Origin of the sequence: Jiangella alba, assembly GCF_900106035.1 — a bacterium.
In the GTDB taxonomy this organism is placed as follows: domain Bacteria; phylum Actinomycetota; class Actinomycetes; order Jiangellales; family Jiangellaceae; genus Jiangella; species Jiangella alba.
Genome location: NZ_FNUC01000004.1, coordinates 1368085 through 1387738 on the forward strand (window position 1 = coordinate 1368085; position 19654 = coordinate 1387738).

18 protein-coding genes are annotated in these 19654 nt (G+C 71.1%); 9 read left to right on the forward strand and 9 right to left on the reverse strand.

The window, feature by feature from the left end:
• Window positions 1–147: 147 nt before the first annotated feature.
• Both BLV02_RS24210 and dgoD read left to right on the forward strand, forming a co-directional pair.
• Complete coding sequence (locus BLV02_RS24210; RefSeq protein ID WP_069109245.1) at window positions 148–840, forward strand: FadR/GntR family transcriptional regulator; 693 nt, start codon at window positions 148–150, stop codon at window positions 838–840.
• Window positions 837–1982 (forward strand): galactonate dehydratase, encoded by a 1146-nt coding sequence (dgoD, locus tag BLV02_RS24215; RefSeq protein WP_069109244.1) that lies wholly within the window; start codon window positions 837–839, stop codon window positions 1980–1982. Before BLV02_RS24210 ends, dgoD begins: the two co-directional genes overlap by 4 nt.
• Before the next feature lie 8 nt (window positions 1983–1990).
• Here the strand turns inward: dgoD and BLV02_RS36725 are convergent, their stop codons facing one another.
• Window positions 1991–2158 (reverse strand): hypothetical protein, encoded by a 168-nt coding sequence (locus BLV02_RS36725; RefSeq protein WP_171906629.1) that lies wholly within the window; start codon window positions 2156–2158, stop codon window positions 1991–1993.
• A gap of 153 nt (window positions 2159–2311) precedes the next feature.
• Here BLV02_RS36725 and BLV02_RS24220 point away from each other — a divergent pair, with 153 nt between their 5' ends.
• The 3 genes from BLV02_RS24220 to BLV02_RS24230 all read left to right on the forward strand — a co-directional run bounded on the left by BLV02_RS24220 (window position 2312) and on the right by BLV02_RS24230 (window position 5000).
• Window positions 2312–3499: a winged helix DNA-binding domain-containing protein gene (locus BLV02_RS24220; RefSeq protein ID WP_069109243.1), complete on the forward strand. Its 1188-nt coding sequence runs from the start codon at window positions 2312–2314 to the stop codon at window positions 3497–3499.
• Between the two features lie 117 nt (window positions 3500–3616).
• Window positions 3617–4708 (forward strand): erythromycin esterase family protein, encoded by a 1092-nt coding sequence (locus BLV02_RS24225; protein WP_141711359.1) that lies wholly within the window; start codon window positions 3617–3619, stop codon window positions 4706–4708.
• Window positions 4709–4718: 10 nt separating this feature from the next.
• Window positions 4719–5000, forward strand: coding sequence for a DUF2277 domain-containing protein (locus BLV02_RS24230; protein ID WP_069109241.1), 282 nt, complete (start codon window positions 4719–4721; stop codon window positions 4998–5000).
• 168 nt (window positions 5001–5168) lie between these two features.
• Here the strand turns inward: BLV02_RS24230 and BLV02_RS24235 are convergent, their stop codons facing one another.
• From BLV02_RS24235 to BLV02_RS24260, 6 genes are all read right to left on the reverse strand, one after another.
• Window positions 5169–5591: an OsmC family protein gene (locus BLV02_RS24235; RefSeq protein ID WP_069109240.1), complete on the reverse strand. Its 423-nt coding sequence runs from the start codon at window positions 5589–5591 to the stop codon at window positions 5169–5171.
• Window positions 5592–5621: 30 nt separating this feature from the next.
• A complete protein-coding gene (locus BLV02_RS24240; protein ID WP_083288218.1) occupies window positions 5622–6617 on the reverse strand; it encodes a helix-turn-helix transcriptional regulator in 996 nt (331 codons plus the stop codon).
• Window positions 6618–6620: 3 nt separating this feature from the next.
• Window positions 6621–7535, reverse strand: coding sequence for a helix-turn-helix transcriptional regulator (locus BLV02_RS24245; RefSeq protein ID WP_171906628.1), 915 nt, complete (start codon window positions 7533–7535; stop codon window positions 6621–6623).
• A gap of 195 nt (window positions 7536–7730) precedes the next feature.
• Window positions 7731–9545 carry a helicase domain-containing protein gene (locus BLV02_RS24250; RefSeq protein WP_069109237.1) on the reverse strand — a complete coding sequence of 605 codons (1815 nt, stop codon included), beginning with the start codon at window positions 9543–9545 and terminating at the stop codon, window positions 7731–7733.
• Window positions 9546–9699: 154 nt separating this feature from the next.
• Window positions 9700–10467 (reverse strand): 8-oxoguanine DNA glycosylase OGG fold protein, encoded by a 768-nt coding sequence (locus BLV02_RS36730; RefSeq protein WP_074946639.1) that lies wholly within the window; start codon window positions 10465–10467, stop codon window positions 9700–9702.
• A gap of 73 nt (window positions 10468–10540) precedes the next feature.
• Window positions 10541–11293 carry an 8-oxoguanine DNA glycosylase OGG fold protein gene (locus BLV02_RS24260; RefSeq protein ID WP_069109235.1) on the reverse strand — a complete coding sequence of 251 codons (753 nt, stop codon included), beginning with the start codon at window positions 11291–11293 and terminating at the stop codon, window positions 10541–10543.
• A gap of 40 nt (window positions 11294–11333) precedes the next feature.
• Between BLV02_RS24260 and BLV02_RS24265 the strand changes: the two genes are divergently transcribed.
• Window positions 11334–11744 (forward strand): NUDIX hydrolase, encoded by a 411-nt coding sequence (locus BLV02_RS24265; RefSeq protein WP_069109234.1) that lies wholly within the window; start codon window positions 11334–11336, stop codon window positions 11742–11744.
• Here the strand turns inward: BLV02_RS24265 and BLV02_RS24270 are convergent.
• Together BLV02_RS24270 and BLV02_RS24275 are read right to left on the reverse strand one after the other, a co-directional pair.
• Window positions 11739–13076, reverse strand: coding sequence for an SRA domain-containing endonuclease (locus BLV02_RS24270; protein WP_141711357.1), 1338 nt, complete (start codon window positions 13074–13076; stop codon window positions 11739–11741). The two genes, BLV02_RS24265 and BLV02_RS24270, sit on opposite strands and share 6 nt — an antisense overlap.
• Window positions 13077–13173: 97 nt before the next feature.
• Window positions 13174–15060: a DUF2075 domain-containing protein gene (locus tag BLV02_RS24275; protein ID WP_074946641.1), complete on the reverse strand. Its 1887-nt coding sequence runs from the start codon at window positions 15058–15060 to the stop codon at window positions 13174–13176.
• A 309-nt stretch (window positions 15061–15369) separates the two neighbouring features.
• Between BLV02_RS24275 and BLV02_RS24280 the strand changes: the two genes are divergently transcribed.
• From BLV02_RS24280 to BLV02_RS24290, 3 genes are all read left to right on the forward strand, one after another.
• Entirely contained in the window at window positions 15370–16680 is a 1311-nt protein-coding gene (locus tag BLV02_RS24280) for an AAA family ATPase (RefSeq protein WP_069109232.1), read from the forward strand.
• Window positions 16681–17156: 476 nt separating this feature from the next.
• Entirely contained in the window at window positions 17157–18299 is a 1143-nt protein-coding gene (locus BLV02_RS24285) for an MFS transporter (protein ID WP_216093968.1), read from the forward strand.
• Window positions 18296–19654, forward strand: a complete 1359-nt coding sequence (locus BLV02_RS24290) for an MFS transporter (RefSeq protein WP_069109230.1) — start codon at window positions 18296–18298, stop codon at window positions 19652–19654. Before BLV02_RS24285 ends, BLV02_RS24290 begins: the two co-directional genes overlap by 4 nt.

Sequence of the window (19654 nt, forward strand, 5' to 3'; positions counted from 1 at the left end):
ACGGGCGGGCGCCGACAACGTCCGCGCGATCGCCCCCCGCGCCACCGGCCTCCTGCGCCCGGCTGGCCTGCGCGCGACCGCCCCCCGCGCCACCGGCCCCCGCCGCCCGGCCGGCGTCCGCCCGGCCCCCGAGCTGGGGCGGCCGGCGTGAGCGTGTTCCGCGGCATCCATGGCGCCGTCGTCGCGCATCTGGGCGAGCTGATCGTCCGTGGCGACGTCGCGCCGGGGGCCGTCCTCGACCCGGTCAGGCTGGAGAACGAGTTGGGCGTCAGCCGCACGGTGCTCCGCGAGGCGCTGCGTGTCCTGGCCGCCAAGGGCATGGTCGACGCGCGGCCGAAGCGCGGCACGCTGGTCCGCCCGCGCGAGGAGTGGGCGCTGCTCGACGCCGACGTGCTGCGGTGGCAGGCGCAGAACCGCGCCGACGACGCGTTCCTGTCCGACCTCGCCGAGGTGCGCGACATCGTCGAGCCGGCCGGTGCGCGGCTGGCCGCGCAGCGTCGCACCGACGCCGACCTCGCCGCGCTCGGCGACGCGGTCGAGCGGATGACCGATCCCGACGCCGTCGTCGAGGCCGACCTCGCGTTCCACCGGGCGCTCTTGGCCGCCGCGCACAACGCGCTGCTGCGCCAGCTCGAGGAGGTCATCGCGACCGGTCTGCGCGCCCGTGACCTGCTGGTTCACGCCGACGGCGGGCACGACGACAGCGTGCCGGCCCACCGCGCCGTCCTCGACGCCGTCACACGTGGGGACGCCGACGGCGCGGAGCGTGCGGTCCGCGAGCTGCTGGCGCGAGCCGACCGCGACGTCGGGGCGATCACGTCCGGGAAGGAGCCCGAGTGAAGATCACCGCCATCGAGACGTTCCAGGTGCCGCCACGCTGGCTGTTCTGCCGCGTCGTCACCGACGACGGGGTCGTCGGCTGGGGCGAGCCGGTGGTCGAGGGGCGCGCCGACACCGTCCGCGCCGCCGTCCACGAGCTGGCCGACTACCTCGTCGGGCAGGACCCGCTGCGGATCGAGGACCACTGGCAGGTGCTCTCCAAGGGCGGCTTCTACCGCGGCGGGCCGGTGCTCTCCAGCGCTGTCGCCGGGCTGGACCAGGCGCTGTGGGACATCGCCGGCCAGGTGTACGGCGCGCCGGTGCACGCGCTGCTCGGCGGGCCGGTGCGCGACCGCGTCCGCATGTACACGTGGGTCGGCGGCGACGAACCGGCCGAGGTCGCCGACGCGATCGCGGCGAAGGTGGCCGAGGGCTTCACCGCGGTGAAGATGAACGGCAGCGCCAAGCTCGGCCCCATCGCCACCCAGGCCGAGACCGACGACGTGCTCCGGCGGCTGGCCGCGGCTCGCGAGGTGCTCGGTCCCGACCGCGACGTCGCCGTCGACTTCCACGGCCGCGTCTCGCCGGCCAACGCGCGCCGGCTGCTGCCGCTCATGGCGCCCTTGCATCCGCTGTTCGTCGAGGAGCCGGTGCTGCCGGAGCTCGGCGCCCAACTGTCGTCGGTCGTCGCGGCGAGCTCGGTGCCGATCGCGACCGGTGAGCGGCTGTTCGGCCGGTCCGAGTTCACCGGACCGCTGGCCGCCGGCGTCAGCGTCGTCCAGCCGGACATCTCGCACGCGGGCGGCATCTCCGAGGTACGCCGCATCGCCGCGCAGGCCGAGGTGACCGGCGCGACCCTGGCGCCGCACTGCCCGCTCGGCCCGATCGCCCTGGCCGCGAGCCTGCAGGTGGCGTTCGCGACGCCGAACTTCCTGATCCAGGAGCAGAGCCTCGGCATCCACTACAACGTCGGCAACGACCTGCTCGACTACCTCGTCGACCCCGCCGTCTTCCGTTTCGTCGACGGGTACGTGGAGCGGCCGACGGCGCCCGGGCTGGGCATCGCGATCGACGAGGCCGCCGTTCGCCGCGCCGACGAGATCGGGCACCGGTGGCGTGGTCCGGTCTGGCGGCACCCGGACGGTTCCTTCGCCGAGTGGTGAGCTGACGCCTACTCGACGGCGGACAGCCCGCCGAACTCCTGCAGGTCGTCGCCCGGGGACCCGCCGAGGACGAGGATCGCGGCGATGGCAGCGGCGGCGACGGCGAGGCCGATGAGGATGACGACCGCCAGCTCCATCCGGTAGCGCCGTTCTTCCGTTGCCTTGTGCTGGCTCACGGTGCCCCCCGAGAAGTCCACGGTTCGAGAAGAATTGTCCCGAAACAAACCTTAAGGGTCTTGTCAACCGAATCGCGTAGATCGTTCCCGTTCCGTGGTCCAGCGAATCCTGGACGTGCCGACCTTGTCGGACCGCCGTGCCAGGATCGGACCGTGCTCACCATCAGCCCCGGCCAACGCCGGCTCCGGTTGCTGCGCCGGCACCACCTCGCCCGCGAGACGCCGGCCGGGTCGGTCGCCGGCGCGGCCGCCGGCATGGTCGTCCTGCACGCCACCGATCCCGCCACGGTGTACGTGTCGGCGCTGGTCAGAGTGCCCGAGGCCACCCTCGGCGACGTGTCGGCGGCGTTGTACGACGACCGCTCGGTGGTGAAGCTCATCGCCATGCGGCGCACCATGTTCGTCGCGCCCACCGCGTTCGCCCCGGTCGTCCACAGCGCCGCCGGGCTGGCCATCGCTGCGAGGCTGCGCCGTCAGCTGGTCCAGCACCTCAGCACGTTGCCCACCGAACCACCCATCGACGGCGACGTCGCCGCGTGGCTGGCCGACGTCGAGACCGCCACCGAGAAGGCGGTCGACGAACGCGGCGAGGCGCTGGCCACCGAGCTGGCGAAGGCCGAGCCGCGGCTGCGCACCGCCATCCTGCCCACCACCGACAAGAAGTGGGACGTCAAGCAGAACATCACCAGCCGCGTGCTCACACTCATGGGCGCCGACGGCCGCGTCGTGCGCGGACGACCGGCGGGCACCTGGCTGTCGCGGCAGCACCGATGGGCATCGGTGCGCGGCCTCTGGCCCGACGGCCTGCCCGACGTCCCCGAGGCCGACGCTCGGGCCGAGCTGGCCCGGCGCTGGCTGCGTGCGTTCGGGCCGGCCACGGTGGCCGACGTGCAGTGGTGGACGGGGTGGACGCTCGGGGTCACGCGCACGGTGCTGGCCGGCCTCGACACCGCCGACGTCGACCTCGACGGCGAACCGGGCCTCGTCCTGGCCGACGACACCGAGCCCGAGGCCGACGTCGCACCGGTGGCCACGCTGCTGCCGGCACTCGACCCCACGCCCATGGGCTGGCAGCGGCGCGACTGGTTCCTCGGCCCGCATCGCGACGCGCTGTTCGACCGCAACGGCAACATCGGGCCCACGGTGTGGTGGGGCGGACGGGTGGTGGGCGGGTGGGGCATGCACGACGGCGCCATCCGGTGGCGGCTGCTCGAAGACGCCGGCGCCGAGGCCACGGCCGCCGTCGAGCAGGCGGCCGCCGAGCTCGAACCGCGGCTGGGCGGCGCGTCGATCATCCCGAGTTTCCGCACCCCGCTGGAGCGCGAGCTGGCCGGCGGCTGACGCGCGGGGGCTGTCCCCACCACGGTGCACGGGCCTGCCGGATCGTCGTACCGGCCTGGGTACGACAGGGTCGAGACACCAGCCCATTCGACGAAGGGACCAGCCACCATGCGCTCGTTGCCACGGGTTCTCGCCCTCTCCGCCGCCTCGGTGGTCGTCGCGGGCGCCTGCGCGGTGACCGTCGTGGCGACGGCGCTGGCGGCGGCCGGTGACTCCGTCGTGCGTGGCCTCGACCGGCGCGCGCACCCGCTCACCGGAGCACCCGGCGACGACGACCTGGCCCCGTTCGGCCGCATGATCGGCGCCGCCGGCGTCGTGGGCGTCGACGCCGCGGCGCCCGTCTCCTCGCCGGAGTTCGTCACGACCGAGCGGCGGCTGCTGCGCTACCTCGCCGAGCACCAGGGCTTCCGGACGTTCGCCCAGGAGGTCGGCTGGAGCACCGGCGTCCTGCTTGACGACTACGTCGTGCACGGAATCGGCGACCCGCGGGCGATCATCAGCCGCGAGCCGCTCGACTCCGGCGACCTGCTCGCCCTGGTCGAGTGGATCCGCGGCTTCAACCTGGACCACGACGAGCCGATCCGGTTCGTCGGCGTCGGGCTCGGCCACGCCGCAGCGGTGGCGTCCGACCGCGTCGTGGCCTACGCGGCCGGCATCCACCCCGACCTCGCGGCGCGGCTGACCGAGCTGTACGCCGTGCCGCCGGCCGAGCCAGAGCGCCGCCGCCACGGCGCCGTCGAGGCGTACGAACTGCTCGCGGCGCTGCCGGACGACGGCGGCGAGCATGTCTGGGCCGTGCAGCACGCCCGCAGCATCGTCCAGCACACGACGGCGCTCGCGTTCGACCTGGCGACGCCCGAGGGGCGCACCGCGCAGCGCGCGTACCGCGACGACGTGCTGGCCGCGACCATCGTCTGGTGGCAGCGGCAGACCGGCCACCGCATGGCGCTGACCACGCAGCACAGCGACGCCGGCGGCACGCTCCTGCGCGATTCCCTCGGCGCCGGCTACGTCAGCATCGGCTTCACCGGCGCCGACGACGACGTCCTGGGCCGCGTGCGGTTCGACGACTACCTGATCGACCTCCGCCGGGTCACCGGTCCGGCCCGGCGCTGGCTGGCCGCGCAGGTCGCGCCGGGCCACGGGCATGACCTGCTGATCCACCTCGACGACGTTCGACAGTCGCGGCTACAGCCGTCGTCCGCCTAGGCTCGGAGACATGTGCCGCAACATCAGACCCCTCAACAACCTGGCCCCGCCCGCCACCAACGACGAGGTGTACGACGCCGCGCTGCAGTACGTGCGCAAGCTGGCCGGCACCCGCAGCCCGTCGCAGGCCAACCGTGAGGCGTTCGACATCGCCGTCGAGGAGATCGCGCACTCCACGCGCCACCTGCTCGACGCGCTGGTCACCCACGCCCCGCCGCGCGACCGCGAGGTCGAGGCCGCCAAGGCGCGGGCCCGCTACGAGGCCCGTATCGCCGCCGGCGCGCCCCGCTGACACGCCTAGGGTGTGTCTCCCGGGTCCGTGGCCTACTGCGCGACGCCCAGGCGGCGCCTCGCGGCGTTCTCGTCAGTCGTCATAGAACCCCGCTATGACTCCTTCCTCGGCCTTGCGAGGCATCCACCTGGACGCCGCTCGCTACGGCCGAGACCCGGGAGACACACCCTAGTCCAGCCGCATCGCGATCGGAGTGCCGAGCTCGACGGTGCGGCTCACGGTGCACAGGCGGTCGTGCGACTTCTTGACGGCGTCGGGCAGCACCTCGCGCGCGGCATCGCCGTCGGCGCCGTCGGGGAAGCGGATCCTGATCGACACCTCGATGTCCTCGAGCCGGTTGCCCTGGTCGTCGCGGATCTTGTTCGCGGTGGTCGTCAGCTCGAACGTCTCGGGCTCGGCGCGGCGCGAGGTGATGAAGTCGATGTCGATGGCCGAGCAGCCGGCGATCGCGGTCAGCAGCAACTCGACCGGGGTGAAGTCGCCGTCGTCGCCCTGCCCGAACGGCAGTTCGCCACCGCGGGCGTTGGTGGCGACGTAGCGGCGCTCGCCGACTCGTCGCAGGGACACCGTACGTCGTGCGTTCTCAGCCATGCCGACAGCCTGACACGCGGCGTCGGGCGGTCAGTGGGCGGCGTGGTGGTGCTCCAGCAACTCGCGCGCCAGCCGCCGTCCGGCGTCGGCGAGCGCGGGCGGGTCGGTGACGAACGCCAGCGGCCCGGCGCTCAGCAGCAGGATGCCCAGCCGCCGGTCGACCGGTGACAGCAGCCGGACCCGCACCTTCACCGACTCCTCGTCCTCGGCGAGCAGTTCGGAACTCTCGGCGAACCGGTCCACCGCCCAGCGCGCGTCCTGCGGCACCACCAGTTCGATCTGCCGCACGCGCCGGTGCCCGGCCAGCCGGTCCTCGACCTCCGGCGGCCGCTCGAACGTTTCTTCCAGCAGCGTCGCGTCACGGATGCCGGTGAGCAGGAAGCTGCCGACGACCCGGCCGTCGGCCGACATGCCCGCGTCGACCTCCCAGCCGCGGCGGGTGCGCAGCAGGCGATACGGCGCGATGCGGTGCTCCATGCTGTCGTCGTGCCACACCGGCGTGTACTCGACCCGCACCCAGCGCCGCCGCCGGATCGCGTCGACGAGGAGCTCGGCCAGCTCGGCCTTCCAGTGGTCGTCGACCGGGTGGATGCCGCGCAGCATGGTGTCGCCGAGCGCCCGCAGCGCGCCGTCGAGCACGTTGTTGTCCGGCTCCAGCGACAACAGGGCCTGCCCGGCACGATAGATGTGCGCGAGGTCGGCCGGCGCCGTGTGCAGCACGCCGATCTCGGCGGCCGGGTGGTCGGTCGACGCGCGCACGACCTCGGCGGTCGCCGGGTCGACGTCGTCGGCCTCGCCGTCGGCATCGACGAACTCGATGCGCACCTGGCGCAGCGGTCCGGTGTCGACGGCCGCGCTGTCGGCGCAGTAGAACGCCACGATCTCATCGCGCAGCGTCTGCTCGTCGACGTCCAGCTCGGCCGCCAGCCGGTGCAACGGGACGCCGTCGGGGTGCATGGTGAGGATGCGAAGCGCGTGCGTCACCCGCTCGAAGCGGCGGACGAACACGGGCGGAGGAACGCTCATGGCTCAGTCCAGAAGTGATTCCAGCTCCAGCAGGAGCTCACGGCGGATGGTCTCGGGAGCCAGCACCCGGACGCGCGGCCCGAGCTCGTAGACCCGGTTGCGGAACGCCGCCCGGTGCGTGACGCGGATGGTCAGCCGCACCACGTCGTCGTCGATCTCGTGATACGACGACGTGCCCAGCAGCGTCTCGACCTGGTTGCGGTGCGCGGGCGTCGTCTCGACCGTGACGTCGATTGGCTGGTCGACCGCCCACATCAGCGGATCGACCTCGTCGCGGAACGGCTCGTGCCGCGGGTCGGCCGTGCGGGGGAGGTCGACCCGGACGTCGGCCATGCGGTCCGTGACGAACTGCTTGTCCTTCTCGCTGCCGTCCTCGTGGCCGACCAGATGCCAGCCCGACGTGCCCGGATAGACGAAGTGCGGGTGCACCAGCCGTTGCCGCCGCCTGTAGAGGAACCGCAGCCGGCAATGCCGCTCCAGCGCGTACAGCACCTTGTTCAGCGCGTCGTCATTGCGCTCGGCCAATGGCGCGGTGCGCAACTCCGGAATCGGCGGTGCGGCGGCGCCCTCGATGCCGGCCCGTTCCGCGAACGCCGCATTGCCGGCGATCAGTGCCGCCCTCGCCAACTCGGTCTGTTGTTCCGGCGTCAGGGTCAGTCGCAGCCGATTGTCACCGGCGAACGCCCGATAGACCGCGGTCTGGCCGGGTGGTGCGGTGTTGCGGATGTCCCAGCCGACGCCGTTGAGATCCTCGATCAGCCGCTTCAACTGCCGTACATGATGGTCTTCTCCCCCACCGAAGGCCGCGATCTTCAGCAATCGCGGCGTCGGGATCCCCTTCGGCTCGGCCGCTACCAGCGCGACCAGCACCCGCGTCACCCGTTCCAAAGGACCCAGTTGGTCCCGTCCACCGGCCATGGCGCCCCTCCACAGCAACATCGGACGATCATGCTATGCCCGTGTCATGAGAAAGGCCAGACTAGTTCGTGAATTCTCATTTGGGGAGAATTACGAGGCGGTAGATTGCGGCAAACACCACTGGAACGCTTGGAATGGCTTAGGCACAAGGTGGTGATAGTTTCACTAGGTGAACTATCTGGCCGACGGGGCCGTTCAGTCGTCGCGTTCGAGGGAGTCGCGGAGGAGCCGGCGGATCAGCACCTCGACCAGCATGCGGTCATCGTCGCGCAGGAGCTTGAAGAGATCGTAGAGATCCTCGGTGCGTGCGGGGCGCGGACGGTGCTCGACCTCGGGCTCGCGCGACGGCGCCGGGCGCTCCAGGTGCTCCATGCCGGCGGGTAGCGGCGTGGCGTGGAAGACCGCCAGCGACTGCGTGCACCGCGTCATCGCGACATAGAGCAGCCGCCGGCCCAGCTCCGTCCCGTCGCCGATCTCGGCCGGCTCGACCAGCGCGATGGCGTCGAACTCGAGCCCGTTGACGAGGTCGGCCGGGAGCAGCGTGACCGGCTGGTCGAGGTCGCCGTCGCGGCCGTCGCCGGCCTTGACGCCGGCCGCCTGGCAGTAGCGCAGCGTCTCGTCGTAGCGGGCCGGCGCGACCACCACGCCGACCTTGAACCCCGTACCCGCCGCGGCCTCGCCGGCGGACAGCGCGACCGCCGCTTCGTCGCCGGGGTCGACCCGGCGGACCAGCGGCACGCCGAGGCCGTCGCGCAGCGAGTCGGGCACGTCGAGCGTGCCGCCGTCGGGCAGCTGCCGCCGCGACAGCTCGATGACGGGACGGGGGACGCGGTAGCCGATGCCCAGCGTTCCCTGGCTGAACTCGGACCCGAAGTAGCTGGTCAGCTCGCTCCAGTCGTCGTGCTTGCCGGGACCGGTCGAGCACTCGAGGTCGCCGGCGAGCGTGACGTCGCGACAGCGGCGGGCGATGGCGCGGGCCTGCATGGGCGACAGGTTCTGCGCCTCGTCGACGACGGCGTGCCCGTAGCGCGGCGCAGCGCGCCCGAGCAGGTGCGACAGCTCATCGAGCAGCACGAGGTCGTCGACGGTCCACGGCTCGTCGTCGATCGACGCCGTCGGCTCGCGGTACAGCACGTCGCGCTGGCCGGCCTTCAGGAGGTCGTCGGCCAGCCGCTCCAGCAGCGAGGGGTCGGCATACAGGCCGCGGAGCAGCTCTTCGGGGGTCGCCGGCGCGTCGGCGGCCTCGACCAGCCGGCGCAGCAGCATGGCCATGACGGCCGACCCCTTGACCCGCGCGGCCTCGGGCCGGGTGTCGCGGCCGTTGCGGCGGGCCGGGCCGCCGTACAGCGCGGCGATGTCGGTGGTGACGGCATCGGCGCCGAGCCGCGGCAGGACGTCGGCGACGTAGCTGCGCAGCGGCGGCGTCGGTGCGACGACCAGCAGGCCGCCGGCCCGCACGGCGTCGTCGTGGGCGGCCAGCCACGCGGCGCGGTGCAGCGCGGTGATGGTCTTGCCGGTGCCGGGCCCGCCCTGGATGACGAGGACGCCCCGGCCCGGCCGGCGGACGATGTCGTACTGCTCGGGCCGCAGGGTGGCGGTGGCCTCGGCGAGCGTGCCGGTGCGGAACTGCTCGAGCGCCGCGACGACGACCTTCCCGACGACGGGACGGTGGTCGTGTGCGCTGCTGACGTCGCCCGCGGAGCCGCCGGCGATCTCGTCGTGCACGGCGATGACCTGGCGGTCGCTGACCGTGACGACCCGCTTGAGCGTGACGCCGGCGGGGTCGGTGCCGCAGGACTGGTAGAACGCGCCGGCCTCGGGCGAGTGCCAGGCGACGACGACGGCGTCGCCGGATTCGTCGCGGACGTCGTCGAGACCCACGTAGCGCGAGCCGCCGCCGTCGTCGACCCGCCCGAACAGCGGCGGCAGGTCAGGCGCGTCGTCGCCCAGAAGGGCGTACGAGCGGTCGAGCTGCTGCTGCTCGTCGTCGAGAGCAGGGTGTGTCGTCACGTCTGTCCTTCCATCACCTCGGTATGCCGGGTTCGATGTCGACAGCTGGCGACCTACCCCGCGGAACCTCCCGCGCCGTTGCGGTATTTGACCATGATTGCGCAGATCCACGCGTGGGTCAGGCGAACGACAGGAAAGATGCCTTCCAGTTACCTCAGTGCGACGGGGTCGCCCCGCCGGCGTGCTGCCCGAGCACGAACACGACGCGCTCCGCGTCTGCGTCGTGCCCGTCCAGCCGGAGCTCGACCGCCCACCGATGCACGGTGTCGACGTAGGCACGGTAGCGGGCCGCGCGGCTGCGCGAGCTGGCCAGCCGGGCAGTGCCGCCGATCTGTAATGTCCGGTTGAGCGTCGCGTACACCTGCTCGTCCAGCACCAGCGGCTGCCACGCCCGTCCCACGACGTCGCCCGCGGCGGCCCACCACCGGCTGGCCGGCGACTGGCCGACCCCGCGCAGCGACCACGCCCGGTGGTTCGCCTCCAGGGCGCCGTCGTGCAGGGTCTCGGCGGACCGGAGCCGGCGCACCGAGTCGGCGAGGATGCGGTGCGCGCGGTCCGGGTCGCGCAGCCCGCGCGCCGTCGCCCGCAGCGTCGCGTTCCCCGCGCCCGCCGACGCCCAGGCCATCGTCAGCACGAACGCCTGCAGCACCTCGCGCTGGTTGCCGAGATCCATCGCGTGGCAGGCCGACCGGACGGCGGCGAGCGTCACCACGCGGTCCTTCGCCTTCGATCCCGCCAGCGGTGCGGTGTGCTCGCGGCTGCGCAGCAACGCCGTCACGTTCAGCTCCGGCGGCACGCGATAGAGCACCGCCGTCCAGTTCGGCGGCCGGAACCGCACCGGCGGCGGTTGCGCGTCGCGGTACTTGTCGATGAGCGCCGGAAGCGCGGCCGGCACGGCCGTGCCGTGGATGGTGCGCACCATGGCCACCCCCCCGTGGGTCGCCGTCCTACTGACAACGACATTACGCCCAAAGGGGGACTGATGCTCAGGGGTTTCATCCTGCCGGTGGCGCACCTCCGTTGTGGTGGAACAGCACGAACTCGATGCGCCGGGCATCGACGTCGCTGCCGGCGAGCTGCAGCTCGACCGCCCAGCGGTGGACGGTCTCGACGTAGGCGCGGTAGCGGTCGGCCCGGCGCCGCGAGCCCGCCAGCCGCGTGGTGCCGCCGATGCGCAGGGTGTCGTTGAGCGTGGCGTAGACGTGGTCGTCGAGGACGAGCGGCTGCCACTCGCGGCCGCGCCGGTGGCCGGCCAGCGCCCACCACTTGCTCGCGTAGGGCTGCCCGACGCCGGGGAGCGACCACCAGCGGTGCACCTCTTCCAACGCGCCGTCGTGCAGCGACCCGGCGTGGCGCAGCGCCTTCGCGGCATCGCTGAGCACCCGGAACGCCCGCGCCGGTTCGACGATGGCCTTCGCCGTGTTGGCCTGGTACCGCCCGCCCGTCAACCCCGACGCCCACGCCATGGCCAGCACGAACGTGCGCAGCACCTCCTTCGTGTCGTCGACGTTCATGGCGGCGCAGGCCCGCTCGACCCCCTCGCGCCCCACGGTGCGATCGTGCGTCTTCGACCCGGGGACGGCGCTGGTGAACCGGCGGCTGGTCAGCAGCCTGGTGACCTCGAGCGATTCGGGCACCCGGATGAGCGCGTTCTGCCAGGTGCTCGGCCGCAGGCGCACGGGTTGTTCGCGCACATCGGCGTACCGGTCCAGCAGATCGCGCAGCACCGGCGGCGGCGACGTGCTCATGGGGTCACGCTACGGGCCGGGACTGACATGATCGGGCCGCGTGACGGTGATCGCCTCGGCCCGCGCCCTCCTCCTCGACGACGCCGGGCGACTGGTGCTGATCAAGCGCACGAAGCCGGGCCGCCGTCCGTACTGGACGACGCCCGGCGGCCGCGTCGAGCCTTCCGATGCCTCGATCGAGTCCGCCCTGCACCGCGAGCTCATGGAGGAACTCGGCGCGACCGCCACCATCGTCGCCCAGATCCATGTCGTGGCGCCGACCGCCGCCCACCCCACCCGTCAGCACGTCTTCCTGGCGCGCCTGCTGACCATGGACCCGGCCCTGCGCTGTGGCCCGGAACTCACCGACGGCCACGCGCCCGAGCGCGTCCCGATCGACCGCCTCGACGAGATCGACCTGCGCCCGGCCGAGCTGGCGATCGTCGCCAAGCTTGTCCTGGGCGGATTATGAATCGATCCGCTCGAAGCCACCCTCCGTGGTCTGCCAGATGCATGAGACGTCGTACTGCAGCAGCAACGCGATAAGATCCGATCTCGGCTCGGTTGGCAGAAGCAATGCTTTCGAACGGTGGTCGACACGGCGTGAATAGTCGAGGATCTGTCCCAGCGCCATCCGAACAGATTCGCGTGAGGACGAGCCTTTCGCTTCCACGAGTTCCTGAGCTTCATGGTCGTAAAGATCGCTGTACAGCGGCTTGGACTCGCCTGGTGGCGTGATGATGTTGCGACCCACGCTGTGGCCGCGCTGGATCAGCCAATCGCTGTAGCGCTTCACGAGTTCCGCCTCGACTCGTCGGCGCTCGACTGGTTCACCAGCGAGGTGAGCGGTATAGCTCTCTACGAGGTTGGCCTCGAGGGCGATGAACGCATGGGTCGGCCTCGGTGACGGCCGGAGGAGAGGCTCGCGCGGCGCGTAGAAGTCGCCTATTGGGGATAGCCGAAACTGGATAATTGAGCGATTGTTCAGATCGCGATCGATGGCGTCGGTAATCTCGAACGGTGGATTCGCCACCTGAAACTGTCCTACGTAAGTAGCCGAGGTCCCTCTCACTTCGAATAGTCGCAGGTTCTTCCCATTGTTGAGGTGGTCGCGCACTGCAAGATTACCGTCGCTAAATTTTTGGTCGCCGACCTGTCCCTCGCCTGTATACCGGTAGGTTCCGTCCGAATTCCAGCCGTCGTCATAGCCGAACTCTTCGCCTCGTTGAGAACCAGCGAAGATGAGGATAAAGGGCGAGTCACGAGAATGGCCGATGCCACGCTGGCGGTTGAGGCCGTAACGGTCGTGTAGGTGCTGACGCAGTAGGGTCTCGCCCACGGAGATCGTCCAGTCAGGCCCCGTTGTGTCAGCGCCCGACCAGATGACGTCGGTCGTCAAGCTGTCAGTGAGTAGCGACTTGAGGGTGGCGACCCCTGCTGCCGTTGCGACCTTGATGACTCCGTTGTGTTCGAGTGCCCTGCTCCCGATGGCTTTCTGGATCTCAGCCCAGGTGAGCTGGCGGCTCGGCCCGCCTGGCATGTGTTGAAGATCGATGCGGTCAACGTAGTCGGACGTGTCGTGCTCGTCCCATGGACGAGAGGCGGAGCTGGAGATTTCGTAGGTGTCGCTGCGTGCCACTGCTCGACCCATGAGCCGCGCTTCCGGTCCGGATTGCCAGAAGAAGATCTCGTCGCCCTTTCTGATCGCACGGTTTTTCCGTCGGATGTCCCAGAAGCCATGCCGTCGTGAGATATCCCAATGGTGCGGAAAATTCCGACTGATCACGAAGATCCAACCGATCATTAGGCGCATGCCTCCTACAGCGATGTCTGCTGCGGGTGGGGGCATGTCCGATGTGACTCGGAAGCCCGTCGGCCGCTGGTTCGTGATTAACTCTTTGCTAGTGGCGTGTGAAGTTGGCGGGCGTACTCTCGACCAGCCGGGATAGGAACGTTCGGGTCATCGGATCGGCGGCATATATCACGGTTCCCACAAGCCCTCGTGTGAGGAGCACCCGGTACACCTGGCGCACGAGGCGATCGAAGTCGTGATCGGAAACAGCCTGATTCCGAAAAGCGGGGTCTCGGTTGGCTTGACGTACCGAGAATAGGTGACCGTCCCTAGCGACTAGGTCAGGGCCGATAAGGACGCCGGACCAGTCGTACTCGAAGCCCTGGGCGGTATAGACGCAACCAACCTGACCGAAGCCAGCTGGGTCGGTGGCCCAGAAGGAGCGTCCGGGGGCTCCACCGACAGAGCGCTCACTCTTGACATTCCAAGGCCGAGCCCAGTCCTCAATTCTTACATCCGGGACGAGGGAGCCGTCCGCGCGTGGTTCGCTCCATGACCAGCAGAACCCAGCGGACATTCGCGCCGAGTAGCCTTCGGTTTGCTTGTTTGCGAGGATTGATTCGAACTCCCATGGAGACTCGGCGATCATGACCTCAAAACGATCATCGCCCTGCCAAACTCGAGGTGGTTCGGGGGCAAGGCCGAGGAGTCCGAGGACCCACCTCTCGTAGGCGGCGCTGCCGCCACAGCGGAATTGTCCCTCGAGGTCGATTTGGTGTACCCGAAATCCGCGTCGACGTGCCGCCGCACGGATGACTTCCACGTTTCCAGACTCGCCAGGCTTGACGACCTGGTGCTCGTCGAGCAGGAAGACTGGTACCCGCGCCGCTGACATGAGTTCGTCGACCTGTGGTCGGCCGGTGCGCAGGTGGGCCGGAGTGAAGCGATGAGCTGAGGTTTCGCGGATTCGATGTGCCTCGTCAGCTACGAGGACATCCAGGCTGTCGGCAGGGAGCTCGCCAAAGCTGTTGAAGTACTTGAACAGGTTCTTGACCCGGGTTGAACCGCGGCCTGCGTAGCGCCGCATGGTCTCTGTGAAGGACTTCGAGCCGGTGGCATGAACGACGGCGCGCTCCTGCCGCGACAGTTCACCGAGCAATGAGAGCGCAATGACGCTCTTCCCGCTACCCGGCCCACCTTTGACGATGATGACTTCCTTCGCCGCCTTGCTCGCCTGATCAGTTGCGTGCAGGACTAGCTCGTAGGCCAGCCGCTGCTCGTCCAGCAAGGTGAACTGTTCTCGGTTCTTGATCTCCTCGGCTGCCACTGAAAGGAGCTGCCGGCTCGGGCGAACAGCGCTGGTCAGCAGTCGATCGGCTGGCTCGCTTCCAGACTGTGGGGAGATACGGTTCTGCAGGAACTCGACAAATGCGTCCCTGCTCTGCGCCGTGAATGCTCGACCGAAATCGTCCGACTCACCGCTAAGGATGTCGCGAACAGCGTGATCGGTAGCGTTGTGGAGGTAGGCGACCCCGCGTACCGCATCTGGTTGATTGTGAAGTGAGGAGGTGAAATCGACGAGATGCTGACAGTAGGAGCGCACCTGGGTGGTCGGGTGGAGCCGTGGACCGCCGAGAGTTCTTTCGACGAGGACGAGGTGATCGTCATCCTCCCATGTTTCGGCCGAGCTCCATTGCTTGAGTTCCACGACGACGTAGGAGTCTTTGCCTGTCAGCGGGTGAAGGCCCGTAATGATCACGTCGGCCCGCTTGCTTGTCAGGGGCAGCCGATACTCCACCAGGAGCTCTACGCCGCCAAGCCCCGCATCCACCAGGTCGTGAGCGAGGACAGGGAGGCTACGTCGCCACGCCCGAAGTTCGGAGTTCTGAGCTCGCGAGCCCATCTGTTCGCGGACATGCTCGGCGATCCGGACGTCCAGCGTCCCCTCGAGAGCGAGGACCGCAAGGCCCTCCGCTGAGTGACGAAACGCCGTCACGCGCGACAACCCCCAGGCAGCACGAAGTAGTGCGCGGGTGGAGGCATATCCGTCATTCGGAAGCCCGTCGGGCCGCATGGTGATCAACGACTCTAACGGACGGTCGTGACGAATGCCCGCGGTGGCAGTTGCTTGCTGCCCGCCCGTGACCACACCCGGGGTGAGCGAGTTGACGTGGTCGGCGCGCTGGGTAAACCGATGGAGTTCGGGCGGCGGCCGCCCGTATCGTCGAGGCATGGACTCGAACCCCGCCACCACCAGCGCCGTCACGGGAGGTGTCGCGTTCCGGCGCCCGAGGAGGTGACGCCGATGGACGCCGCGCAGGCGGGTGCGCCCGTCGACGACGCGTTGCGGCGGATACCGCCCGGCGTCCGGGACACGCTGTCGTGGCTGGCGCACGTGCTCGACGCGACCGTGCCGCTGCGGACCGCCGAGGACCACGACGAGTTCGCCCGGCGGCAGCTGGGCGGCGACACCGCGGGGATCATCGCGGTGCGGGAGCGGCTCGGGCCGTTCACGGCGCCGCTGGTGGCCCGGGTGCTGGCCGAGGACATGCGCGCGCACCCGCCGGCCGACCTCGCCGGCCTGGAGAGCGACGAGAGCCCCCGCTGGGACCGCCTCCAGCTCGACGACACGGTCGAGACGGTGCCGACGTCGCTGGTGGCGGCGTTCGCGCCGGGCACGCTGAGCGCCACGCCGCTGGTCGTCGCCATCGACGCGCGGTGGGCCGACAAGGAGCTGATCGTCCACGCCCGGACCGCCGACATCGAGGCGGCGGAGCAGTACCTGCAGGACGTCGTCGCCCGGGCCAGGGGGCCGCGGAACTACTTCAAGGGCCGCTGCCTGCACATCCGCGCCCGCCGCAGCGGCTTCGACGTCGTGCCGGTGGCGGTGCCCGACGAGACGCGCGACGGCGTCATCGTCCCGGCCGCGGTCTGGGCCGACGTCGACCTCAACGTCGCCGGCCTGTTCCGCCGCCGCGAGCTGCTCGAACGGCTCGGCCTGGGCACCAACCGCGGGTTGCTGCTGCACGGACCGCCGGGCACCGGCAAGTCGGCGCTGTGCCGGGTGCTCGCCGCCGAGCTGGCCGGCGACATCACGGTGGTGTTCTGCGACGCCCGCAGCATCTCCGACGCCATCGAGGCGGTGTACGAGGAGCTGACGCGGCTCTCGCCGGCGCTGGTCGTGCTCGAGGACCTCGACCTCGTCGTCGGGCGGCGCCGGTTCGGCAACGACATCGGGCTGCACGGGTTCCTCGCCGCGCTCGACGGCGCCATGAGCCGGCACCAGGGCGTCGTCACCGTCGCCACCACCAACGAGCCACGGGTGCTCGACGACGCCGCGGTGCGGGCCGCCCGGTTCGACCGGACGGTGGAGCTGCCGCTACCGGACGGCGCGCAGCGGCGGGCGATCCTGCGGCGGTACTTGGGGCCGCTGGCGGCGGCGGTCGAGGTCGACGCGATCGCCGACGGCACTGACGGCGCGTCCGGCGCTGACCTGCGCGAACTGGTGCGCCGCTCGGTTCTCGCCGACGGCGACGCGGTGACGACGGCGACGCTGCGGCGCTTTGCCGGCGACGGCACGTGGGCCCCGGCGACGGGCGCGGGCCTGTACGTCTGAGGCCGACGATCCGGCTACTGTATCCACGGAGGCTGGACTCCGGCCGACCTGCCCGCACCCCCAAAGACCGAGCAGGTCGACCAGAGCGAGTGGACCGTACGACGACCCCCGGACAGAACGAGCGCGGCGCGAGGTTCGAGTGTGGCCGGCGCCGGTCCGGCGAGGCGGAGGAGGACGGTGCGATCGGGCGACGGCGACGCGGCCGGGCCGGCGGACGTTGACGGAGGCCGTGGGGACGCCGATCCGCGACGGGGCCGGCCGGTGCCTCGGCGGCCGGTGATCCGGGCGGCCGGGTCGCGGGCCGACGGGTGCTGTGGGCGTTCGGGCACCAACCCGCAACGGGGCCGGCGGCCGGTGATCCGGGCGGCCGGTCCGCGACGCGGGCGGGCGGCGTCGGGGCCGAGGGAGGCTGCCGTCGTGCGGGAACGGCGTTGACGGCGCGTCCGCGGACCGGCCTCTGGTCGATCGGTCCGTCGGTGTATCTGCCGTCGCTGCTGTTCGGCATCGGCCAGGGCGCGATCGCTCCGGTGATCCCGCTGTCGGCGCGGGACCTGGGCGGCTCGGTGGCGACGGCCGGACTGGTGGTGGCGCTGCTGGGCGTCGGCAAGATCGTGGGCGACCTGCCGGCGGGGATGCTCGCGATCCGGCTGGGGGAGCGGCGGGCGATGCTGTTCGCGCTCGCCGTCGTGCTGGCCGCGCTCACCGCCTGCCTGCTGGCGCCGTCGGTGCTCGTGCTGGCGGCGGCGGTGGTGCTGATCGGCATCTCGTCGTCGGTGTTCGGGCTGGCCAGGCACGCGTACGTCACGGAGGCGATCCCGTTCGAGCTGCGCGGCCGGGCGCTGTCGACGCTCGGGGGGATGCAGCGGATCGGGCTGTTCGCTGGCCCGTTCCTGGGCGCGGCGGCGATGAGCCGGCTGGGCCTCGACGGTGCGTACTGGGTGCACGTGGTGGTCGCGGTGGCGGCGGCCGTCGTGCTGCTGGTGGTGCCGGAGCCGCCGGTGACCGGCAGGACGGCGCCGGAGGCGGGGCGACCGGACAGCACGGCCCGCATCATCCGCCGGCACCTGCCGGTGCTGCGCACGCTGGGCGTCGGCGCGTTGCTGGTGGGTGCGGCGCGGGCGTCGCGGCAGGTGGCGATCCCGTTGTGGGGTGAGCACCTCGGCCTGGACCCGGCGACGGTGAGCCTGTTGTTCGGCGTCTCGGGCGCGATGGAGATGCTGATCTTCTACCCGGCCGGCTACGCGATGGACCGCCTCGGCCGCCGCTGGATCGTCGTCCCGTCGATGCTGCTGCTCGGCCTCTCGCTGGTGCTGCTGCCACTGACCGGCGGCGTCGGGACGTACACGGCGCTGGCGCTGCTGATGGGGTTCGGCAACGGACTGGGCAGCGGCATCATCATGACGATCGGCTCGGACGCCTCGCCGGACGTCGGCCGCGCGACGTTCCTGGGGGCGTGGCGGTTGTTCGCCGACGTCGGCAACGGCGTCGGGCCGGTGCTGGTGAGCGTGGTGACGGCGGTGGCGACGCTGGGCGCCGCCATCGCGACCGCCGGTGCCGTCGCCTTCGTCGCGGCGGCGCTGATGGCCCGCTGGGTGCCGCGGAACGGCGCCGCCTCATGACGCAGCGACCTGGAGGCGTCTCCAACCGGCTGCTGCTGACGCTGTCGCTGGGCACGGTGCTGAATCCGCTGAACTCGTCGATGATCGCGGTCGCCCTGGTCAGCCTGCAGCGCGAGTTCGGTGTCAGCATCGCGACGTCGACGTGGCTGGCGTCCGGGTTCTACGTGGTCGCCGCGGTGTGCCAGCCGCTGATGGGACGGCTGGCCGACCAGCTCGGCGCGCGGCGGCTGTTCATCGGCGGGCTGGTACTGATGGGCGCCGCGTCGGCGCTGGCGCCGCTCGCGCCGGACTTCGGCTGGCTGCTGGTGGTCCGGCTGGTGCAGGCGGCCGCGACGTCGACGGCGTACCCGTCGGCGCTGATCCTGGTGCGCTCCGCCGGCGGTGACGGCATTGGGCCGCCCGCTCGCGCGCTCGCCGTCCTGTCCGTGGCCGCGTCGGGGAGCGCGGCGCTCGGCCCGGTGCTCGGCGGGCTGCTGGTCGCCGTCGCCGGGTGGGAGGCGGTGTTCCTGGTCAACGTGCCGGTGACGCTGGCCGGCATCGTGCTGGCGGTGCGGGTGCTGGCCGGCGTGCCGGTCGAACGGGGTCCGCGGATCGGGCTGCGCGAGCTGGACCTGCCCGGGATCGCGCTGTTCAGCGGCGCGCTGGTGGCGCTGATCTTCGGCGTGCTGTCGCTGGCGGACCGGCCGCTGTGGTGGCTCGCGCCGGTCGTCGTCGCGCTGGGGGCGCTGCTGGTGTGGCGGGAACGGTCGGTGGCCCAGCCGTTCCTCGACGTGCGCGGGCTGGTCGCGAACCGCGCGCTGCGCACCGTCCTCGCCCAGCAGGGCGGCATCAACCTGGTCTTCTACTGCATCTTCTTCGGCATGCCGATCTGGCTGGAGCAGGTCCGCGGTTTCGACCCCGCGACGGTGGGCCTGCTGGTGCTGCCGACGACGCTGCTCAGCATGCTGGTCACACCGATGACGGCGCGGGCGATCCGGCGGCACGGCTCGACCGGGCCGCGGCTGCTCGGGCTCGGCCTGCTGGTGGTCGCGGCGGCGGCACTGCAACTGCTCGGCGACGACACGTCCGTGGTGCTGCTGCTCGGCATCGCCGTCCTGCTCGGCGTGCCGAACGGCGTCACCAACCTCAGCCTGCAGACGGCGCTCTACGCGGCCGCGCCGGCCGGGCGGATGGGCGCGTCGGCGGGCCTGTTCCAGACCTTCCGCTACCTGGGCGCCATCGCGGCCACCAGCATCCTCGGCGTCATCCTCGAACAGAACCTGTCGACCGGCGGCCTGCACGACGTCGGGCTGCTGATCACTGGAGTCGCGGTGGTCCTGTTCGTCCTGGGCCTGTTCGCCGCGCGGCGCCGCTGA